The 18977-nt window shown below is 70.9% G+C and carries 14 protein-coding genes; all 14 read right to left on the bottom strand.

Going from position 1 to position 18977, the window contains the following annotated elements:
• Window positions 1-22 precede the first annotated feature (22 nt).
• The gene (locus O7632_RS12445) at window positions 23-1108 is read right to left on the bottom strand and encodes a polyprenyl synthetase family protein (RefSeq protein WP_278114183.1); all 1086 of its coding nucleotides are present in this window, start codon (window positions 1106-1108) and stop codon (window positions 23-25) included.
• Window positions 1105-2520 carry a nucleotide pyrophosphatase/phosphodiesterase family protein gene (locus O7632_RS12440; protein WP_278114181.1) on the bottom strand — a complete coding sequence of 472 codons (1416 nt, stop codon included), beginning with the start codon at window positions 2518-2520 and terminating at the stop codon, window positions 1105-1107. The genes O7632_RS12445 and O7632_RS12440 overlap by 4 nt, the downstream gene beginning before the upstream one ends.
• The gene (gene eboE / locus O7632_RS12435) at window positions 2517-3716 is read right to left on the bottom strand and encodes a metabolite traffic protein EboE (protein WP_278114179.1); all 1200 of its coding nucleotides are present in this window, start codon (window positions 3714-3716) and stop codon (window positions 2517-2519) included. Before eboE ends, O7632_RS12440 begins: the two co-directional genes overlap by 4 nt.
• On the bottom strand, window positions 3716-4567 hold the full coding sequence (locus O7632_RS12430) for a TatD family hydrolase (protein ID WP_278114177.1): 852 nt from the start codon (window positions 4565-4567) through the stop codon (window positions 3716-3718). The genes eboE and O7632_RS12430 overlap by 1 nt, the downstream gene beginning before the upstream one ends.
• Window positions 4568-5170 carry an EboA domain-containing protein gene (locus tag O7632_RS12425; RefSeq protein ID WP_278120004.1) on the bottom strand — a complete coding sequence of 201 codons (603 nt, stop codon included), beginning with the start codon at window positions 5168-5170 and terminating at the stop codon, window positions 4568-4570.
• A 101-nt stretch (window positions 5171-5271) separates the two neighbouring features.
• The gene (locus O7632_RS12420; protein WP_278114175.1) at window positions 5272-6198 is read right to left on the bottom strand and encodes a sugar phosphate isomerase/epimerase family protein; all 927 of its coding nucleotides are present in this window, start codon (window positions 6196-6198) and stop codon (window positions 5272-5274) included.
• A complete protein-coding gene (locus O7632_RS12415; RefSeq protein ID WP_347403568.1) occupies window positions 6195-7157 on the bottom strand; it encodes an SCO3242 family prenyltransferase in 963 nt (320 codons plus the stop codon). Before O7632_RS12415 ends, O7632_RS12420 begins: the two co-directional genes overlap by 4 nt.
• A gap of 50 nt (window positions 7158-7207) precedes the next feature.
• Entirely contained in the window at window positions 7208-8428 is a 1221-nt protein-coding gene (locus O7632_RS12410; RefSeq protein WP_278114171.1) for an inositol-3-phosphate synthase, read from the bottom strand.
• A 293-nt stretch (window positions 8429-8721) separates the two neighbouring features.
• Complete coding sequence (locus tag O7632_RS12405; protein WP_278114169.1) at window positions 8722-11979, bottom strand: ThuA domain-containing protein; 3258 nt, start codon at window positions 11977-11979, stop codon at window positions 8722-8724.
• 267 nt (window positions 11980-12246) lie between these two features.
• Window positions 12247-13467 carry a Gfo/Idh/MocA family oxidoreductase gene (locus tag O7632_RS12400; protein ID WP_278114168.1) on the bottom strand — a complete coding sequence of 407 codons (1221 nt, stop codon included), beginning with the start codon at window positions 13465-13467 and terminating at the stop codon, window positions 12247-12249.
• 20 nt (window positions 13468-13487) lie between these two features.
• A complete protein-coding gene (locus tag O7632_RS12395) occupies window positions 13488-14573 on the bottom strand; it encodes a substrate-binding domain-containing protein (RefSeq protein ID WP_278114166.1) in 1086 nt (361 codons plus the stop codon).
• A 135-nt stretch (window positions 14574-14708) separates the two neighbouring features.
• Window positions 14709-15788: an ABC transporter permease gene (locus O7632_RS12390; protein ID WP_278114164.1), complete on the bottom strand. Its 1080-nt coding sequence runs from the start codon at window positions 15786-15788 to the stop codon at window positions 14709-14711.
• A gap of 55 nt (window positions 15789-15843) precedes the next feature.
• Window positions 15844-17352: a sugar ABC transporter ATP-binding protein gene (locus O7632_RS12385; RefSeq protein WP_278120002.1), complete on the bottom strand. Its 1509-nt coding sequence runs from the start codon at window positions 17350-17352 to the stop codon at window positions 15844-15846.
• A gap of 95 nt (window positions 17353-17447) precedes the next feature.
• Window positions 17448-18626, bottom strand: coding sequence for an ROK family transcriptional regulator (locus O7632_RS12380; protein WP_278114163.1), 1179 nt, complete (start codon window positions 18624-18626; stop codon window positions 17448-17450).
• Window positions 18627-18977 lie beyond the last annotated feature (351 nt).

The following is an 18977-nucleotide window of genomic DNA, read 5'->3' as shown; positions in this document are numbered from 1 at the left end:
TGCCTCCTTGGGGGTCTGCGGTTCAGCGCTGCCGCTCGGCCACCGATTCAGCCAGGGCGGTCAATTCCGTACGCGTCTCGGGGGTCAACGACGCATCGACGAGAACGGTGACCGCTTCCTGGGTACGAATCCGGATCATCTGCTCGATCGACTCGCGCGCGCCGGTGTCGACGATGATCGTCCGCAGCTCCTCGGCGCCAGCGGCGTCCAACTGCGGGTTGCCGAACAACTCGCGCAGCCGGGCCGCCTGGCCACGGTCCGCCATGTTGCGGGCCAGCGCCATCATCACCGTCGACTTGCCCTCTCGCAGATCATCGAGCACCGACTTACCGGTGACCGCCGGATCGCCGAACACCCCGAGCACGTCGTCCCGGAGCTGGAAGGCGTCACCCAGTGGATCACCGAAGGCAGCGTACGCGGCCAGCAGCTCAGGTCCAGCCCCAGCCAGGGCCGCACCGATCTGCAATGGTCGGGTAACCGTGTATCTGGCGGCTTTCATCCGGATTACCGTCAGCGCACTGGCCACCGAACCGTCACCGACGCCGGAAACCAGGTCGAGGTACTGCCCGGCGATCACCTCCGTCCGCATGTTGGCGAAGACCGCGTAGCCGCGCCGGATCCGCTCCGGCGCCAGCCCGCACTCGTGGAACATCTGATCCGCCCAGGCCGCGCAGAGATCCCCGCAGAGCAGCGCGGCGCTGTGCCCGTACCGGCCGGCGTCGCCGCGCCAGGCGGACCGGGTGTGCAGGTCGGCGAAGATCCGGTGCACCGACGGCTCGCCCCGGCGTCGGTCACTGCCGTCCATGATGTCGTCGTGGATCAGCGCGAACGCGTGGAATATCTCCAACGCCGCCGCGGCGGCGACGATCTCGTGGCAGTCGGCCCCACCCGCGCCACGCCAACCCCAATAGCAGAAGACCGGCCGCATCCGTTTCCCCCCGGCCAGCACGAATCGGCGCAGCGTGTCGTACACCCCGCGCGGCGCCCCGTCCGGCCAGTGCGGATCCTGCCGGTCGAGGAAGGCGGCCAGTTCGGCGTCGCAGCGGCTCCGCAGGGATTCACCGGTGCCGGATCCGGGTGCGCCGGGCCGGGCCGGTGCCACGGTCACCGGGTCACCTCCCCCACCGGGGCGCGCGCCGCGTCGCCGAGGCCGGCCAGTTCCAGCAGCAACGACTTGACCTCGGTGGCGGCGACACGGTCCCGGGCCGCCGCCAGGGACGAGCAGAGCAGCACCGGGCCGTCAGCGGGATCCGCCGGCAGCCGGCCGTGCGAGCCACGGACCGCTCGCGCGCCGGCGTCCAGCCCGACCACGTTCATCGTGTAGCGCAGGCCGACCTTCTTGCGGGCCAGGGCGATCGCCGCCCGGGCCTTCGCCGCGCCCGGATTCGCCGGGTCGAACAGCAGCTCCGCCGGGTCGTAGCCGGGTTTACGGTGGATCTCCACCAGCCGGGCGAAGTCCGGTGCCGCCGCGTCGTCGCGCCAGTAGTAGTAGGTGAACCAGGCCTGCGGCTCGGCGACCAGCACCAGCTCACCGGAGCGCGGATGATCCAACCCGGCCGCCGCCTTGCCGTCCGCGTCGAGGACCTCGGCCACCCCGGGCAGCTCGGCGCAGAGCGCGGCCACCGCCGGCACGTCGGCCGGATCCCGCACGTACACGTGGGCGATCTGATGGTCGGCGACGGCGAACGCCCGCGAGGTCCACGGGTCGAGGTACTCCATGCCGGCCTGGGTGTAGACCCGCAGCAGCCCTTCGGCCCGCAGCAGCCGGTTGACGTGCACCGGCTGCGACACGTCGGTGATGCCGTACTCGGACAACGCCACCACGGTCGTGCCGCGCGCCGCCGCCGCGTCCAGCAGCGGGGCCAGCACCGCGTCGAGTTCGGCCGCCGCCCGCCGCGCGTGCGGACCGTCGCCGCCGTAGCGTTGCAGGTCGTAGTCGAGATGCGGCAGGTACGCCAGGGTCAGGTCCGGCGAGTGGTCGGTCATGATCTGCCTCGTGGCCTTCGCGATCCACTCCGACGACACCAGCCCCGCCCCCGCCCCCCAGTAGTTGAACAGCGGGAACGTGCCGAGCCGGTTGGTCAACTGGTCGTGCAGCTGCGGCGGGTCGGTGTAGCAGTCCGGGTCCTTGCGTCCGTCGGCGTGGTAGATCGGCCGGGGGGTCACCGTCCAGTTGACGTCGGCACCCATCGCGTACCACCAGCAGACGTTCGCCACCGTGTAGTCGGGGCGAAGCCGGCGGGCCGTGTGCCACAGCTTCTCGCCGCCGACCAGCGCGTTGTGCTGACGCCACAGGAACACCTCGCCGAGGTCCCGGAAGTACCAGCCGTTGCCGACGATGCCGTGCCCGGCCGGCGTCTCGCCGGTGAGGAACGTCGACTGCACCGAGCAGGTCACCGCCGGCAGCACGGTGCCGAGTTCGGCCTGGAATCCGGTGTCGGCCAGCGCCGCCAGCCGGGGCATGTGGCGCAGCAGCCGGGGGGTCAGCCCGACCACGTCGAGCACGAGCAGCGGATTCATGCGGCGGCCTCCGATCCGGCGGCGGTACGGGTGGCGGTGGTACGGGTGGTGGCGGTACGGGTGGTGGTGCTCAGGCCCAGCGCGATCAGTTCGTCGCGGGCCTGGGCCAGCTCGGCGGCGATCCCGGCGGCGAGCTGCGCCGGCCCGGTCGGGCGAACGTCTGCCGGCAGTACCCCCCAGGTGTAGGTCTCCACGTCGAAGTGGTCACAGTCGGTGCCGTCGACGACCGCGGCGAGGCCGTCCCGGAGGTGCGGCATCGTCGCGGCCAGCGGCGCGACCGGCGCGGCGTGCAGCGGTATGTGGTAGTGCACCCGCCACGGGCCGGGCAACCCGGAGCCGAGGGCCGCGTCAAGGTCGTCGGTCGCCCCGCCGGTGTCCGACCGGGTCTGGTGCAGGAACCGTGGTTCGACATACCCGGCGATCGCGGACCGGTCCCGGACCGGGTCGGTGACCTCCAGCGCGGCCGACACCTGGACCTTGACCACCGGTAGGCCGGCGGCCCGCAGCCGGCCGAGCGCGGCGACCGGCTCCTCCCACGCGCAGGCCAGGTGGGCCAGGTCGACGCAGACGCCGAGCCGTTCGGTGTCGACGTCGGCCAGCTGTTCGGCGGCCTGGGCGGTGGTCTCCACGACGCAACCCGGTTCGGGTTCGAAGCCGACCCGGATGGTTCGGCCGGTGTCGCGTTCGACGTCGGCCAGCCCGGCGGCGAGCCGGTCCAGCATCCGCGCGCAGGCGTCGGCCCGGTCGGTGTCCCACGGCTCGCGCCAAGCCAGCGGCAGGGTGGAGATGGAGCCGCGCTGGGCGTCGTCGGGCAGCAGGTCGGCGAGGATACCGGCCAGCGCCAGGGTGTAGTCGAGCCGGCGCGGGTCGGCCCAGTCCGGGTGGTAGACGGCGTGTTTGACCACCGGTGCCTGGAACGCCTCGTACGGGAACCCGTTGAGAGTGACCACTTCCAGGCCCCGGTCGGTGAGCGCGGCCCGCAGCCGGCGACGGGCGGCCGGGTCGGCAGCGAGCGCGGCGGCGGCCGGCGCGGCCAGCCACAGGCCCAGGCCGAGCGGGTCGGCGTCGAGCCGGTCCCGCACCGGCACGGCGTACGTGTCGAGCTGGTCCAGCACCCCGGCGAGGTCCTCGGCCGGGTGCACGTTGGTGCAGTAGCTGAGATGGACGGTGCACCGCCGCTGGTCGGACAGGCGCATCAGCCACCGCCGCGCATGATCGAACTGCCCTCGAACGTCGGCGCGGGGGCGTCCAGATCGCTGAGGTCCAGCCGCCCGGACTGGCCGTAGAACTCCACCGGATTGCGCCACAGCACCCGTTCGACGTCGTCGTCGCTGAAGCCGGCGGCGAGCATCGCCTCCCCGGTGGTGCGGGTGAGCAGCGGGTCGGAGCGGCCCCAGTCGGCCGCCGAGTTGACCAGGATCCGCTCGGGACCGTACTGCTTGAGGATCTCGACCATGCGCGGCGGCGACATCTTGGTCTCCGGGTAGATGGAGAAGCCCATCCAGCAGCCGGACTCCTTGACCAGGCCGACCGTCACCTCGTTGAGGTGGTCGACCACGACGTGGCCCGGTTCGACGCCGGACTCGGCGACCACCGCCAGGGTCCGTTCGGTGCCCCGCGCCTTGTCCCGGTGCGGGGTGTGCACCAAGGCGGGGAGCTCGTACTCGCGGGCCAACGCCAGCTGGGCGGCGAACGCCTCGTCCTCGGCCGGGGTCATCGAGTCGTAGCCGATTTCCCCCACCGCGACCACGCCATCCTTGGCCAGGTAACGGGGTAGCACGTCGAGCACGCCGACGCAGCGCGGGTCGTTGGCCTCTTTCGGGTTCAGGGCGATCGTGGCGTGGTGGCGGATGCCGAACTGGCTCGCCCGGTACGGTTCCCAGCCGAGCAGCGAATCGAAGTAGTCGACGAACGATCCGACGTTGGTGCGCGGTTGACCGAGCCAGAACGCCGGTTCGACCAGGGCACGCACCCCGGCGTCGGCCATTGCCTGGTAGTCGTCGGTGGTCCGCGAGGTCATGTGGATGTGCGGATCGAAGATGCGCATTCATCCCTCCTGTCTGAGCACGTGGTGCGACGAATCAGCGGCGGCCCGAAGCCGGTCCAGCAGCGCCACCGCGTCCGCCGGCAGGGTCCGACCCGCAGCGGTGCGCTCGTCGGACAACCCGGCCAGCATGATCCGCAGCTCGTCGTCGGCCCGGGCGTCGAGATCGTGTACGGCGGACAGCGGCACCCCGGTGAACACGCACTTGAGCACCGCCTGCCGCCACATCGGCTGGTCCAGGTGCCGGGCATAGCGGCCGAGCGCGGCGGACAGGAGCCGGGTGTCGTTGGTACGGATCGCGTCGTGCAGCAGCGGGACCGCGCGGTCGCCGACCGGCAGCAGTGGCAGCGCCTTGAGCACCGCCCGTCGCTCGGCACCGTCGCCGTGGTCGTAGCAGTCGGCGATCCGGTCGGCGAGGTCGTCCTGTCCACTGGTCGCCGAGCTGAGGTCCAGCAGCAGCAGGGTCCGGGCGGCCTCGTCGGCGGTCCAGCCGGGAAGGTCCGGCAGGTCGGTGCGGCCACACCGGCGGCCGACGGCGGCGAACAGCGCCGGCAACGCCTCCGGGTCGGCGCGCACCCGGGCGCGGGCGTCAGCCAGCCAGTCCAGAGCGGACGCGCCGCGATCGGATCGGGCACGCAGGGCCGCCACCAGCTGATCGATGACGGGGGACGGGTCCGGGTGGTCGGAGTCGGACGGGACGGGCAGGTTCACGACTGGCCTCCCTCTGGTACGTCGGCACCGGTCGGCGCGATCGGACGCCCGGCCGGCGTAGCGGCGACACGTTCGGCGGTACGGAGAAAATCGATGGATCGGGCGGCAATCGCCGGAGCCGCGTGCGAGTGCCGGGGCAGTTCCACCGCGACCAGCCCCGGGTAACCGGCGGCCCGCAGCGCGGCCAGCACCGGCGGAAAGTCGATCTCGCCGGTGCCAAATTCGAGGTGCTCGTGCACCCCCCGCCGCATGTCGTCGATCTGCACGTTGACCAGGTGCGCGGCGACCTCGGTCACGCAGTCGGGGACCGACTTCGGCTCCAGACACCGACAGTGGCCGATGTCGAGGGTGATGCCGAACAGGCTCGGCGCGCCGAGCGCGGCCCGCAGCCGCCACCAGTCGGCGATGTCGGCGACCAGCATGCCGGGCTCCGGTTCGAAGCCGAGGGTGACGCCGGCGGCGGCCGCCGCGTCCACCACCCGGGCGCAGCCCGCGACGAGCCGGTCCCACGCGGTCGCCTCGTCGATGCCGTCGGGGCACACCCCGGACCAGAACGACACCGCCTCGGCACCCAGGTCCGCGCCGATTGCCACGGCCCGGGTCAGGAAGTCGATCCGGCGTTCGGCGTCGTCGTGCAGCAACGTCGGGGCGTGCTTGTGCCACGGGTCGAGCAGGTAACGCGCACCGGTTTCGACGACCACGGCGAGGCCGAGATCGCGCAACTGGTCGGCGATCCGGGCCACCTTGCGCGGCAGGCCGGCGGCGTACGGGTCGAGATGGTCGTGGTCCAGGGTGAGCGCCACACCCTGGTAGCCCAGGTCGACCAGCACCCGCAGCGCGTCGGCCAGCCGATGGTTGGCGAAGCCGTTCGTACCGTATCCGTACCGCAGCCCGGGAGCCCGGCCGGCGGTGCCGGTACTCATGTCGGGGACACCTTGCGGGCAAGCCGGCGGCCGAGCGGCGCGGCGGCGGAGACGGCCAGCCCGACGGCGGTGGCCACGCCGGCGGGGGTGGCCCCGGACCGGGCGGTGAGGGCGCCCTGCAGGGCGGGCAGGCCGACGATCCCGGCACCGACGGCGGCGCGCACCGGACCGGGCCCGGGGTCGCGGTACACCTTGGCCTGGGCGGCGCCGTACCGGGCGGCGTACCAGACGGCGAGCCCGGCGGCGGCGACCGCACGCCACCGGCGGCCGGTCCGACCAGTGCCCACGGCCGCAGCGTCGGAGTCCGTGCCGCCGTTCCTGGCGTGCGTGCCGCCGTTCCTGGCGGCGACGCGATCCGTGCCGCCGGACCCGGCAGGGGCGGCGGCCGCCAGTGCGATCGCGGCCGTACCGGCGAGGGTCGCCACCGGCAGCCGTCGGTCGGCGCCGCTGACCTCGCTGCGCGACAGCTCGGTGACGGTGTACGTGTGGGCGGCCACGGCGAGCGCCGCCGGTACGGCGGACCGCAGTCGGCCGGTCGCGGTCGCGCCGAGCAGCACGTCCAGGCCACGACAGGTGGCCATCACGGCCGGCCCGGCGGCGGTGTTCTTGGCCCACAGATCGTAGGTCCACACCGCGGTGGTCAGCGGTACGGCGACCGCCAGCGCGCGACGGCCGCCGGTCGCGGCGGCCAAGGCCAGGCTGGCGGTGGTGAGCCCGGCGGCGACGGCGAACGCCGCCGAGGAGCTGATCCGGCCGGACGGGATCGGGCGCTCCGGCCGCTCGACGGCGTCCAGGTCCTGGTCGGCCCAGTCGTTGGCGGCCATCCCGGCCCAGTACAGGCAGACGGACGCGCCGGCCAGTCCGACGGTACGCGGCCCGAGCCCACCGCTGGCGGCGGCTCCGGCGACCACGTCACCGGGTACGGACAGCGCCGCCGGTGCCCGTACCAGCTGTGCCACGTCGCCGAGCCGGGCTCGCCAGTTCCCGCGCCTCGGCGATCGGCCGGGCATCACGCGGCCCTGCCCGGCTCGGCCAAGGACTCCCCCGGGATGCCCGATCCGGCCGAGGACCCTCCCGCGCCGCCGGACTCGTACCGGGCGTGGAGTCCGTGGGTGAATTCGACCAGCACACGCCACTGATCGGACAGGGAGTGCGACCCGGTGCCGAGCGAATCCTTGAAGAAGAAGGCGAGTTCGGGCAGCGGGCCGCTGCGACCGGAGTGCTGCGCGGCGGCGGTGAGCCGGGCGAGGTCGAGCACCAGCGGCGCGGCCAACGCCGAATCGCAGCCGTGCCAGGTGAACTCCATCCGCATGCCGGTGCCGAGGAACCCCGAGAAGGTGATCAGATCCCAGGCCGTCTTGAAGTCGCCGATGTCGTCGACGTACTCGATGCGGGTGTGCCCCTGCGGCTGGTAGCCGAGCGTCTCGGCGAGGACCCGCTGTTTGCTGGCCGCCTTGGCCGCGTTCGCCGCTGGTTCGGCCAGGTTGGCGCCGTCGCCCCCACCCAGCAGATTGGTGCCCGACCAGCTGCGGACCCGCAGGTTGCGCAGCGCGAACATCGGTGCCAGTACCGCCTTGACAAGCGTCTCCCCGGTCTTGCCGTCGTGGCCGGCGTACGGCGCCCGCTCACGGCGGGCCAACTCGTCGAGCGCCGGTAGCCGGGCGCCGGTCGACGGGGTGAAGTCGATGTACGCGTGTCCGGCGCCGAGTGCCGCGTACGCGACCAGTGCGCTGGGTGGCAGGACCGGTTCCGGGCCGGCCAGCGCGGCGGTGAGCGCGGCGAGGCTCTGGTGTGCCGGATGCGGTGGCGGTGCCGGTTCGGTGGTGGAGACGTTGACCACCACCACCCGCCGCAAGGCGTGCCGGTCGCGGAAGGCGGTCAGGTCCGCCGCGATCGCCGCGGCTGTCTCGGCCTGGGTGGCGGCCGTTGGCAGCGGACGGATCTCCGCCTCGACGCCGGCGAGGTCGTCGTGCAGGGCGGCGACGAGCCGGCCGGGCACGACCCCGGCCGACGCGAGCGCGTCGGCCTTCTTGACCAGCGGCGTGGTCGCGATGTCGTGGCCACCGAAGACCAGGTCGGAGAAGCCAGGTAGGGCCGGTCCGCGCAGTTCGGGAAGTTCGGTCACGCAACCGGTGGCCTCGGCCAGGCTGGCACGCAGCGCCAGCGCACCGGTGATGCTGGTGACCGCGACCGAACCACGGGCTCCGATGAGCCAGATTCCCGTACGCATGTCGTGCCTACCTTCCGACAACTGATGTGGTGTTGAAGGGCCCCGTCCACCCGGGCGCGCCAGGGTGGCACCACCGCCGACGGCGCCGAAGTCGGCGTCAACGATGCCGTCGCCGGGCCCGGTCGACCGGACGGACGGGGCTGTGGCAGGCAGGGACGTTCGGCGTACTGGCCCTGCCTCCCCCGCGTTGTTTTCTTCCTTCCTGACCGGGGGCGGGTGGTGCGCCCGCCCCCGGCGTTACCGGATTGCTGCTTCCGGTGCCGGTGACCAGCGGTCACCGGCACCGGGTCGGGTCAGCTCGCGGGACCGAACTGCACCCAGTTGAGGTTGAACATGTTGGAGGTTGGTCCACCCTCGACCGAGCGGAACACCAGGTAGAGCTGGTGTGTCCCGGCCGGGTGGTCGACCGCCACGTCGGTGCTGGTCCAGGCGCTGGAGCCGGCGGTGGCGGCGAGCGTGGTGCTGGCCACCAGCGGTCCGTCCGGCGCGTCGGCCCGCAGTTCGACGACCGCCCGTGGGTTGCCCACGGTCGACGACGAGCCACCGGCGTGGCGCAGCGTCACCGTGTCGATCCCGCCCAGGTTGATCGGGTCGAACGCGATGTAGCCGCCGTTGGTGATCCCGGAGACGTGCTGACCGCCACCGGTGTCGGAGGTGTTGGATACCGACACGCCCTGCTTGACCTGGGCGAACTCGGCCTGCTGCTGGTAGAGCTGGATGGTGGCCTGGCCGACCGTGGTCAGCGCCGGCTGTCCGCCGCCGCCCAGGTCGGTGTAGCTGGCGCTGATACCGCCGAACAGGTAGCTACCCGCGTGGTCGGCACCGTCGGCCGGGGTCGGCAGGTTGCCGGTGCAGCCGGTGGTGGTGGTCTGCGGGTGTCCGTGCTCGTCGTGGCCGAGCACGAAGGTGACCTCCACCCGGTCGCAGTCGATGGTGCCGTCTTCGGGGTCGGTCACGGTGACCGTGTACGGCACCGTGTCGCCCCAGTTGAAGAAGGAACCGGACAGCGGGGTGGCGACCTCGACCGTCGGCGCGGTGTTGCCGACCGTGATGGTGCGGCTCAACGTCGCCTGCTTGCCGTTGGAGTCGGTCACCGTCAGCTGGGCGTAGTACACGCCGTTGCTGGTGTAGGTGTACGACGCGTCCGGGTCGGTGGAGTCGGTGGTGCCGTCTCCGTCGAAGTCCCAGGCGATGCTGATGGTCGCGCCGACCTCCGGAGTACGCGAGCCCTCGCTGGAGAACTGCACGGTCAGCGGGGCCTGGCCGGACGTCGGAGACGCGGCGAGTTCGGCGACCGGGCCACGGGTGCCCTTGACGTAGCGGATCTGGTAAAGCGACGCGTCCGGGTTGGCCCGGAAGAAGCCGTCACCGTAGTCCAGCACGTACAGGGTGCCGTCCGGGCCGATCTCCATGTCCATCGGGTTGTCGAAGACGAACGTGCTGGGCAGGAACCGCTCGACGCCGAAGAACTTGCCACTGCCGTTGGTCCGCATGGTGAACATCCGGTCCCGGCTGAACTCGCCGAAGAACACGGCGTCGTGGTAATACTCCGGCAGCTTGTAGTCCGACTCCAGCGACTCGTCGAACTTGTAGATCGGGCCGCCCATCGGGCCGACGCCACCGGTGCCGATCGCCGGCCACTGGAAGTCGCAGGTGCCGGCCGGGTCGACCAGGTAGCTGTCCCGACAGGTCGTGGTCGCGTTGAAGGTGTACCAGAACTGTGGCTGCTCGACCGGCGGCAGCAGGCTACGGCCGGTGTTGCGGGGGGAGTCGTTGATCGGGGCCGCGCAGTTGAACGGCTCGCCCGACGTCTGGGTGGTGAAGTCGTAGTCGATGTACGGCAGGGTCGGCGAGTAGCAGTACGGCCAGCCGTAGTTGCCCGCCTTGTTGGTGGCGAACCATCGGCCGGTGCCCTCCGGGCCACGGGTGGCACTCGGGTTACGCGAGTCCGGCGAGTAGTCACCGATGTAGACGAAGCCGCGCTCGTCAACGTCGAAGCGGAACGGGTTGCGCAGACCCATCAGGAAGATCTCCGGGCGGGTCTGGTCGTCGAGGTCCTGCGATTCGGGGAACAGGTTGCCGGCCGGGATGCTGTAGCTGCCATCTTCTTTCAGCTTGATCCGCAGCAGCTTGCCACGCAGGTCGTTGGTGTTGGCCGAGGACCGGGCGGCGTCGTACGCCGGACCGCGGGTCAGCGACCGGTTGATCGGCGTGTAGCCGTCCGAGCCGCTGGCGTTGGTGTCGTCGCCGGTGACCAGGTAGAGCAGACCCTTGCCGTCGAACTTGACCTCGCCGGCGACGTGGCAGCAGGCACCCCGGTCGGTGTCGACCTTGAGGATTTCCTGCTCGGTCGACAGGTCCAGGTGCGGCGTGGGCTCTTCGACGAACTTGACCCGCGACAGCAGGTTGTAGCCCTTGAAGGCCTCCCACACGCTCGGGTCGTCACTGTTGGCCGGCGCGTCACCCTCGTTGACGCCCGGCGTGGCCGGGTCGTCGACCGGGGTGTCCAGCGGCGGCGCGTAGTAGAGGTAGACCCACTTGTTCTCGGCGAAGTTCGGGTCGAGGGTGACCGACTGCAGGCCGTCCTCGTCGTGCTGGTAGACCGGCACGCTGGTAATCACCGGGCTGGCGCCGGAGGCCGGGTCGTAGAGGCGGATCTCGCCGGCGCGGGTGTTGTGCAGCACCCGGCCGTCGGGCAGCACAGCGAGGCTCATCGGCTCACCGGGCTGGTCGTTGAGGACGACCCGCTCGTAGTTGGATTCGACGGTCGCACCGCAGTCGCCTTCGGCCGCGCCGGCGGCCCACTGGATGCCGCCGAGCAGGTGCTTGCGGACGGCACCGACGGTGAAGGTGTCCGGGGACGAACCGAGACCGGTGTACCAGGACCGGCCGCCCTGGTAGTCCTGACACCAGGAGACCGGGTGGTCGTAGCCCATGCTGCTGCCGCTGATCGTGTCGGTGTCCACGGTGGCGAGCACGTGCTGGATGCCCCGAACGTTCTCGGTGAAGTTCAGGTAGTTTTCGTCGATGGTCAGCTCGCGGGAGATGGTGCTGGTCGACGGGTGGTAGCGGTCCGCGACGTCGATCACGCCGGCACCGCTGGCGGTGGTGCCGGTCGAGGTGGTGCCGACCAGGTCGCGGTAGAACGCCCAGTCCGGCTCCGCGTCGACGGCGGCGTGTACGCCGAGGTAGCCGCCGCCGGCCTGGACGTAGTCCTCGAAGGCCTCCTGCTGGACGTCGTTGAGCACGTCACCGGTGTTGTTCAGGAAGACCACGGCGCTGTAGTTGGCCAGGTTCTCCGGGGTGAACACGGTGCCGTTACGGGAGACGTCGATGGTGAATCCGTTGTTGTTGCCGAGGGTGCGGATGGCGTTGACGGCCTTGGCCGTCGACGGGTGGGCCACTCCCTCGGTGCGGGTGAACACCAGCACCTGGTAGCTCTCGTCGTGGTCGTGTCCGGGGTGGGCGGCCACTGGCGCGGTGGCGATCATGGGCGTGACGAGTGTCGCGCCCGCGGCGATGGCGAGCCATCGCCGGGCGGTTCTTGTCATCAGTCGTTCCTCCGGGGGTTCGGGAAGGCCGCGAAGCCTCACCGTGGGCACTGAGTCCGTTGGGTACGGACAGTTGCGGTTGGTGCCTCACCCCTGGCGCGGTGCCACAGCCGCCAAGGTTGTGCTTACGCCGTACTGGCCGTCCGGCGTGACCGGGGAATCCCGATCCGGTCACGCCGGACGGACCGTCCTCGTGCCCCGCGGATCACCCGGCGCGGGGCGCAACCGCGCCGGGTGATCCTCGCCCACGGGGACGAGGTGTCTTGGTCAGACCTGGTCCGTGGTGAGAGCCGATTCCACGGTGGTCCACTGCCCCACACCGGCCGAGCGTTCGACCGCGTCCAGCACCCGTTGGACCTGCAACGCGTCGGCGAACGACGGTGTGGGGTCGATTCCGGTCGCCACCGCTTCGACGAAGTCACGGACCTCGTGGGTGAACGAGTGCTCGTACCCGATGCCGTGACCGGGCGGCCACCAGGCCGACAGGTACGGATGGTCGGGTTCGGTGACGATGATCCGGCTGAAGCCCTGCTCGACGCCGGGCCGGGTGGCGTCGTAGAACTCCAGCTCGTTCATCCGCTCGAAGTCGAACGCGACCGACCCGAGCGAGCCGTTGATCTCGATCCGCAGCCCGTTCTTGCGTCCGGTGGCGAACCGCGTCGCCTCGTAGTTGGCGATCGCGCCGCCGTCGAGCCGGGCCATGAACAGCGCGGCGTCGTCGACGGTGACCTCGCCGGTGGCCGGCTCGCCGCCGTCGGCACCGCCGCCACCGGCCGCGGCGGTCAGACCGCTGGAGCCGGCCGGCAACGGTCGGTGCGTGACGAACGTCTCGGTAAGCCCGCTCACCGTGGTGATCCGCTGACCGGTGACGTACTGAGTGGCGTCGATGATGTGCGCGCCGATGTCACCGAGCGACCCAGAACCCGCCTTGTCCTTCTGCAACCGCCAGACCAGCGGGAACTCCGGGTCGACGATCCAGTCCTGCAGGTACACGGCGCGGATGTGGCGGATGGTTCCGATCCGGCCGGCGTCGACGAGCTGACGCATCAGCGTCACCGCCGGCACCCGCCGGTAGTTGAACCCGCACATCGACCGGACCCCGCTGGCCCGGGCCGACTCCGCGGCCGCGGTCATCTGTTCGGCCTCGGCCACGGTGTTGGCCAACGGCTTTTCGCACAGTACGTGCTTGCCGGCGGCCAGCGCCGCGATCGCGATCTCGGCGTGGCTGTCGCCCGGGGTGCAGATGTCGATCACGTCGATGTCGTCCCGGGCGACCAGCGCGCGCCAGTCCGTGGTGTGCGACTCCCAGCCGAGCCGGTCGGCGGCTTGCGCCACCTGCGCCTCGTCTCGGCCGCACACCGCGGCCATCCGGACCCGCGACGGCAGGTCGTAGACGCGGTTCACGGTGCGCCAGGCCTGGGAATGCGCGGCACCCATGAACGCGTAGCCGATCATGCCGACCCGCAGTTCGTTGTGTTGAGCGGACAAGGTAAGCCTCCCCGTGAGGATCAGAACCCGAGCGGCAGGTACTCGCTCGCGTTCTCCTTGGTGATGGTTTCCGAGGCCAGGATGATCTCCTTGGGCACCTGCAGCTCGACCAGGTCGGACATGCCCTTGCCCTGGGCGATCAGGCGGGCCAGTGAGATCGCCGAGGAGGCCATCGACGGGCTGTAGGTGACGGTCGCCTTCAGCACCGTGTTGTCGGCCTGGATCGCCTCCATCGCCGCCCGCGAGCCGGCGCCACCGACCATGATGAACTCCGACCGGTTGGCCTGGTTGATCGCGGCCAGCACGCCGATGCCCTGGTCGTCGTCGTGGTTCCAGAGCGCGTCGATTTGCGGCAGCGCCTGCAGCAGGTTGGCCGCCTCGCGTTGGCCGGAGTCAGCGGTGAATTCCGCCGCCCGCCGGTTGGCGATGGTGAAGCCGTGCACCTCCAGAGCCTCCCGGAAGCCGTTCGAGCGCTCCTGGGTCAACTCCAGCGCGTCGATGCCGGCGATCTCCGCGATCACCGGGTTCGCGATTCCCTTGGCCTGCATCTGGGCGGCGATGTAATTGCCCGCCGAGACGCCCATGCCGTAGTTGTCACCCTTGATCTGGGTGCGGTAGGCCAGCGCCTGGTTGAACGCCCGGTCCAGGTTGACCACCGGGATGCCGGCCTCCATGGCCTGCAGCCCGCTCGCGGTGAGTTCGGCGCCGTCGTGCGGCAGCATCACGATGACGTCCGGGCTCTGCGAGATCAGGGTGTCCAGCGCGGCCCGCTGCGCGGCCGCGTCGGCACCGGCCTCGACGGTGAGGAACTCCACGTCGGAGTACGCCTCGGCCTGGGCGCGGGCGTTGTTGGTGATCGCCGCGAGCCAGCCGTGGTCCGCCGCCGGTGCCGAGAAGCCGATGGTGACCGTCTCACCGGGCTCGGAGTTGGCGTTGCCCTGGTTGGCTGCCTGGGTCTGGGTGTTGGTCGGCGCGGCCTCGTTGCTGGTGCACGCGGTCAGCAGTACACCAGCACCGACGGCGGCGCCGCCGACGAGCAGCCGACGACGTGACGCGTCGGCGGCGCCGCGGGCACCGAACAGGGCCCGGCGGGAAAGTGCGGTCATGACGACCTCCTGGATCGGAAGGTGAAGGGGTTATCGGGGTGTGCGGATCCCGGCGGCCGTCACAGTCGACGGTCACCGTGGTGCGTGCGTGGTGCGATCAGGGTGGCCTTACCCGGCCGGGTCAGGCCAACCAGGTCAGGCCGGTTTTCGGGTCAACAGCTGGCTGAGCGAGTTGAACCGGAACTGCTGGATGAGCACGGCCGCCACGATGATCCCGCCCTTGATCATGTTCTGGGATTCGGTGGAGAGGCCGTTGATGGCGAACAGGTTGGTGATGGTGGAGAAGACCAGCACCCCGAACAGGGCGCCGATGATGGTGCCGCGGCCACCGCTGAGCAGCGTGCCGCCGATGATCGCCGCGGCGATCGCGTCAAGTTCGTACAGGTTGGCCATGGCGGCCTGGGCCGAGTTGGCCTGGGCGGTCAGCATGATCGCCCCGATGCCGCAGCACAACCCGGACAGCCCGTAGATCATCAGCGTGTGCAGGCGGACGTTGATGCCGGCGAGCCGCGCCGCTTCGGGGTTGCCGCCGACGGCCACCGTACGGCGGCCGAAGGTGGTGCGGTTGAGCAGCACCCAGCCGGCGGCGACCACCGCTGCGAGGATGATCACCAGCAGGGGGATGCCGAGAATCCGCTCGGTGGCCATGCCGTTGATCACCGTCGAGGTGGAGACCTGCGTCTGCTTGCCGGAGATGAGTGCGGCCAGACCTCGGGCGGCGACCATCATGGCCAGGGTGGCGATGAAGGCCACCAGCCGGCCGTACGAGATCAGGATTCCGTTGACCAGGCCGACGCAGAGTCCGACGGTCACGGCGGTGAATATCATCCCGCCGGGTCCGTAGCTCTGGGTGGCCAAGGTGGTGGCCCACACACCGGCCAGCGCCATGATCGCCCCGACCGACAGGTCGATACCGCCGGAGATGATGACGAATGTCATGCCGACGGTGACCACGCCGATCGCGGACGCCTGCTGCAGGATGGTGAAGACGTTGTTACGGACCCAGGTCGGGTCGCTGTAAAGGTCAGGTCGGGTGACGGCACCGATGACGACCAGCACGACGAGGACTCCGACCAGCCAAAGGTTGCGTCGGGCGTACTCGCTGGCGTCCGAGCGCCACCAGCTCTGCCGGGGTGGTGCGTCCGTGCCGTGCGCCGGCGACGCTGCCGGCTGCTCCTTACCGGGTACGGTTGCCGTGGCCTCGTCCGCGGTCACAGTCCTACTCCTTCGCTCACCGGCTGGCCGCTGGCCAACTGGTCGGATCGCCCGGTCACGCCGCGGCGCCTTCCATCGACGACCCCGCCATGACGAGGTCGAGCACGGTCTCTTCGTCGATCTCACCGGCCGGGGCCTCGCGGATGACGCGGCCTTCCCGCATCACCAGCACCCGGTCGGCCAGCCCGAGCACTTCCGGTACCTCACTGGAGACCAGCAGTACCCCGACGCCTCGCGCGGCCAGGTCGTGAATGACCTGGTACAGCTCGGCGCGGGCACCGACGTCGACGCCTCGGGTCGGTTCGTCGAGCAGCAGCAGCCGGGTGTCGCCGAGCAGCCACCGGCCGACGACCACCTTCTGCTGGTTGCCGCCGGAGAGCTGCCGCACCGGCCGGTGCACCCCCCGGGGCCGCAGTTCCAGCGAGCTGGCGACCCGTTCGGCCTCGGCGACCTCGCGCCCGGCCTGAGTGAAGCCGACCCGGGACAGCTGGGCGAACGTCGCCAGCGTCATGTTGCGGAAGATCGGTTCGCCGAGCAGCAGCGCCTGGCTCTTGCGCTCCTCCGGGGCCATGCCCATGCCGGCCCGTACGGCCGCGCCGACACTGCCGGGCCGAATCGCCCGGCCGGCCATCCGGACGGTGCCGGACTGCGCGGTACGGGCACCGAAGATCGTTTCGAGTAGTTCGGATCGACCGGAGCCGACCAGTCCCGCGATGCCGACGATCTCGCCGCGCCGTACGGTCAGCGACACGTCGTGGAACTCGTCCGCCCGGCTCAGGCCGGTGACCTCCAGCAGTTGCTCGCCGTGTGGGTTGGGCTCACGCTGGGGGAAGACGTACTCGATCGACCGACCGGTCATCCGGCTGACCAGCTCGCGGGTCGGGGTGCTCTGCGCCGGCAGGTTCTGCGCGGTGGTCCGGCCGTCCTTGAGGACGGTGACCCGGTCGCCGATCTCGCGGATCTCCTCGAGGCGGTGTGAGATGTAGATGACCGCGATTCCCTGGGCGGTGAGCTCCCGGATGATCCGGAACAGGTTGTCGACCTCGTCGTGGGCCAGCACCGCGCTCGGCTCGTCCATAATGATCAGCTTGGCCTCGTGGGACAGTGCCCGGGCCATGCTGACCACCTGCTTGCCGGCGGCCGGCAGCGACCGGACCAGCCGCCGGGCCGGGATCTCGTCGTGCCCGAGCCGGGCGAGGATGTCGCGGGTACGCCGGACCATCTGGCCACGGCGGACGAACCCGGCGGTACGCGGCTCGTGGCCGAGGAAGACGTTCTCCGCCACCGAGAGGTCGTCGACCAGGTCGAGTTCCTGGTAGATGGTGGCGATTCCGGACCTCATCGCCGCCTGCGGGTTGGCGAACCGGACCGGCCGGCCCTGCCACTCGACACGGCCGGAATCGGGGCGGTGCACCCCGGCCAACACCTTGATCAGGGTGGACTTGCCGGCGCCGTTCTGGCCGAGCAGGCAGTGCACCTCGCCGGCCCGGACCTCCAGCTGGACCCCGTCGAGGGCGCGGACGCCGGGGAAGGTCTTGACGACGTCGGTGAGCCGCAGGACCACCTGGCCGCCGGCCTCGACCTGCGGGGCGGCGGTGGTGGCGTCCACCGTGTCCGCCGGCGCGCCGGTCGGCTGCCCGTCGACGGGCTCGACGGCGCTCACGACGCCTGCTCGAAGGCGACGTCGCTGGCGAGCACGGCGGCACCGGTGACTCCGGCGCGCGAGCCCAGCTCGGACAGGACGACCGGCAGATTGCCGGTGGCCAGCGGCAGTGACCGCCGGTACACGACGCTGCGGATCTCGGCGAGCAGGATATGGCCGAGGTGGGCCAGTCCACCACCGATCACGATCATCGAGGGATTGGCGAAGCTGACCAGGCCGGCGAGCACCCCCCCGAGTCGCCGACCGCCGTCGCGGATCAGCCGGATACAGGTCACGTCGCCCTCCATCGCGCATGCCGCCACGTCGCGGGCGGTGATCTCGGAGCCTTGGGCCAGTCGTTCGGCCAGCGCGGGTGAGGTGCCGGAGCGGGCCGCAGCGATGGCCTCCTTCGCCAGGGCCGCGCCGCTGAACAGCGCTTCCAGGCAACCGACGTTGCCGCACGAGCACATCGACCCCTGGGGGTCGACCTGGATGTGGCCGATGTCGCCGGCGCACCCGTCGATTCCCCGGTAGACCTCACCGGAGAGGTAGATTCCACAGCCGACCCCGGTGCCGAGCTTGACGAAGAGGAAGTCGTCGACCGAGTGGGCCACGCCGCCGTGCCGCTCGCCGATCGCCATGATGTTCACGTCGTTGTCCACCACCGCCGGGCAGCCGTGCTCCCGGGTGAGCAGCTCGCGGACCGGAAAGCGGTCCCAGCCCGGCATGATCGGCGGAGAGACCGGAACGCCGTCGCGGTAGCTGACCGGGCCGGGAACACCGATGCCGATCGCGTCGAGTCGCTCGTGGACGCCCTCCACCCGCGCCTTGGCGAGGAGTTCGTTGATCCGGTGCAGGATCACCTTGGGTCCCTGTCGGATGTCGGCGGCCTCGGTGAACGCCGCGACGGGTTCGAGCCGGCCGTTGGTGATCTCGACGTCGACCGAGCTGGCCCCGAGGTCCACCGCGGCGAACCGCAGATTGGGGTTGAGCTCGACCAAGGTCGAGCGACGGCCGCCCCGCGAGGCGGCCATCCCCGCCTCGGTCACGAACCCGGCGGCGACCAGCCGCTCCAGCTCGGACAGCAGGCGAGGCCGGGGGATCTCCAGGTGGTCGGCCAGCTCGGCGCGGGAGACCGAGCCGCGGTCGCGCAGCAGGCGCAGCAGCTGCAGGTGCAACGGGTCCGCCGTACGCATGGAGTCCACCTCCGACAGTTGGTTAACGTCGACGCGACATCGACGTGTCGTGCTCGAAACAGTAGGAGCCTTCTCACTCTGTGTCCAGAGCTTTGATCTTCAGACTCGAAACTTTTTCATTCCGTGACAGAAGATTTGTCTGAGACTGAGAAACCTGGTCTGACCAGGACAGCCGGGCCCGGTGTGGGCGCGAGCGGCCGAGCGAACCGCCGTGGCGGTCGTCGAACTCACGAGCGGTGCCGAGCGGTCGGATGGCTCGGTCACGCGTCGCGTGACCGAGCCATCCGACCATGCCACCTCAGGAAGGGCAGGTGACCCGTACGTCGCCGACGGCGGTCCGGACGGACCACC

Source organism: Solwaraspora sp. WMMD406, assembly GCF_029626025.1.
Classification (GTDB): Bacteria; Actinomycetota; Actinomycetes; order Mycobacteriales; family Micromonosporaceae; genus Micromonospora_E.
Note: the sequence above shows the minus strand (reverse complement) of the source record. Positions and strands in the feature narration are given on the sequence as shown.

What these genes read in the sequence shown, in the direction of transcription:
- O7632_RS12440 (WP_278114181.1), bottom strand. Translation starts at nt 2,520, where the DNA reads ATGAATCCGCTGCTCGTGCTCGACGTGGTCGGGCTGACCCCCCGGCTG.
- eboE (WP_278114179.1), bottom strand. Translation starts at nt 3,716, where the DNA reads ATGCGCCTGTCCGACCAGCGGCGGTGCACCGTCCATCTCAGCTACTGC.
- O7632_RS12430 (WP_278114177.1), bottom strand. Translation starts at nt 4,567, where the DNA reads ATGCGCATCTTCGATCCGCACATCCACATGACCTCGCGGACCACCGAC.
- O7632_RS12420 (WP_278114175.1), bottom strand. Translation starts at nt 6,198, where the DNA reads ATGAGTACCGGCACCGCCGGCCGGGCTCCCGGGCTGCGGTACGGATAC.
- O7632_RS12410 (WP_278114171.1), bottom strand. Translation starts at nt 8,428, where the DNA reads ATGCGTACGGGAATCTGGCTCATCGGAGCCCGTGGTTCGGTCGCGGTC.
- O7632_RS12405 (WP_278114169.1), bottom strand. Translation starts at nt 11,979, where the DNA reads ATGACAAGAACCGCCCGGCGATGGCTCGCCATCGCCGCGGGCGCGACA.
- O7632_RS12395 (WP_278114166.1), bottom strand. Translation starts at nt 14,573, where the DNA reads ATGACCGCACTTTCCCGCCGGGCCCTGTTCGGTGCCCGCGGCGCCGCC.
- O7632_RS12380 (WP_278114163.1), bottom strand. Translation starts at nt 18,626, where the DNA reads ATGCGTACGGCGGACCCGTTGCACCTGCAGCTGCTGCGCCTGCTGCGC.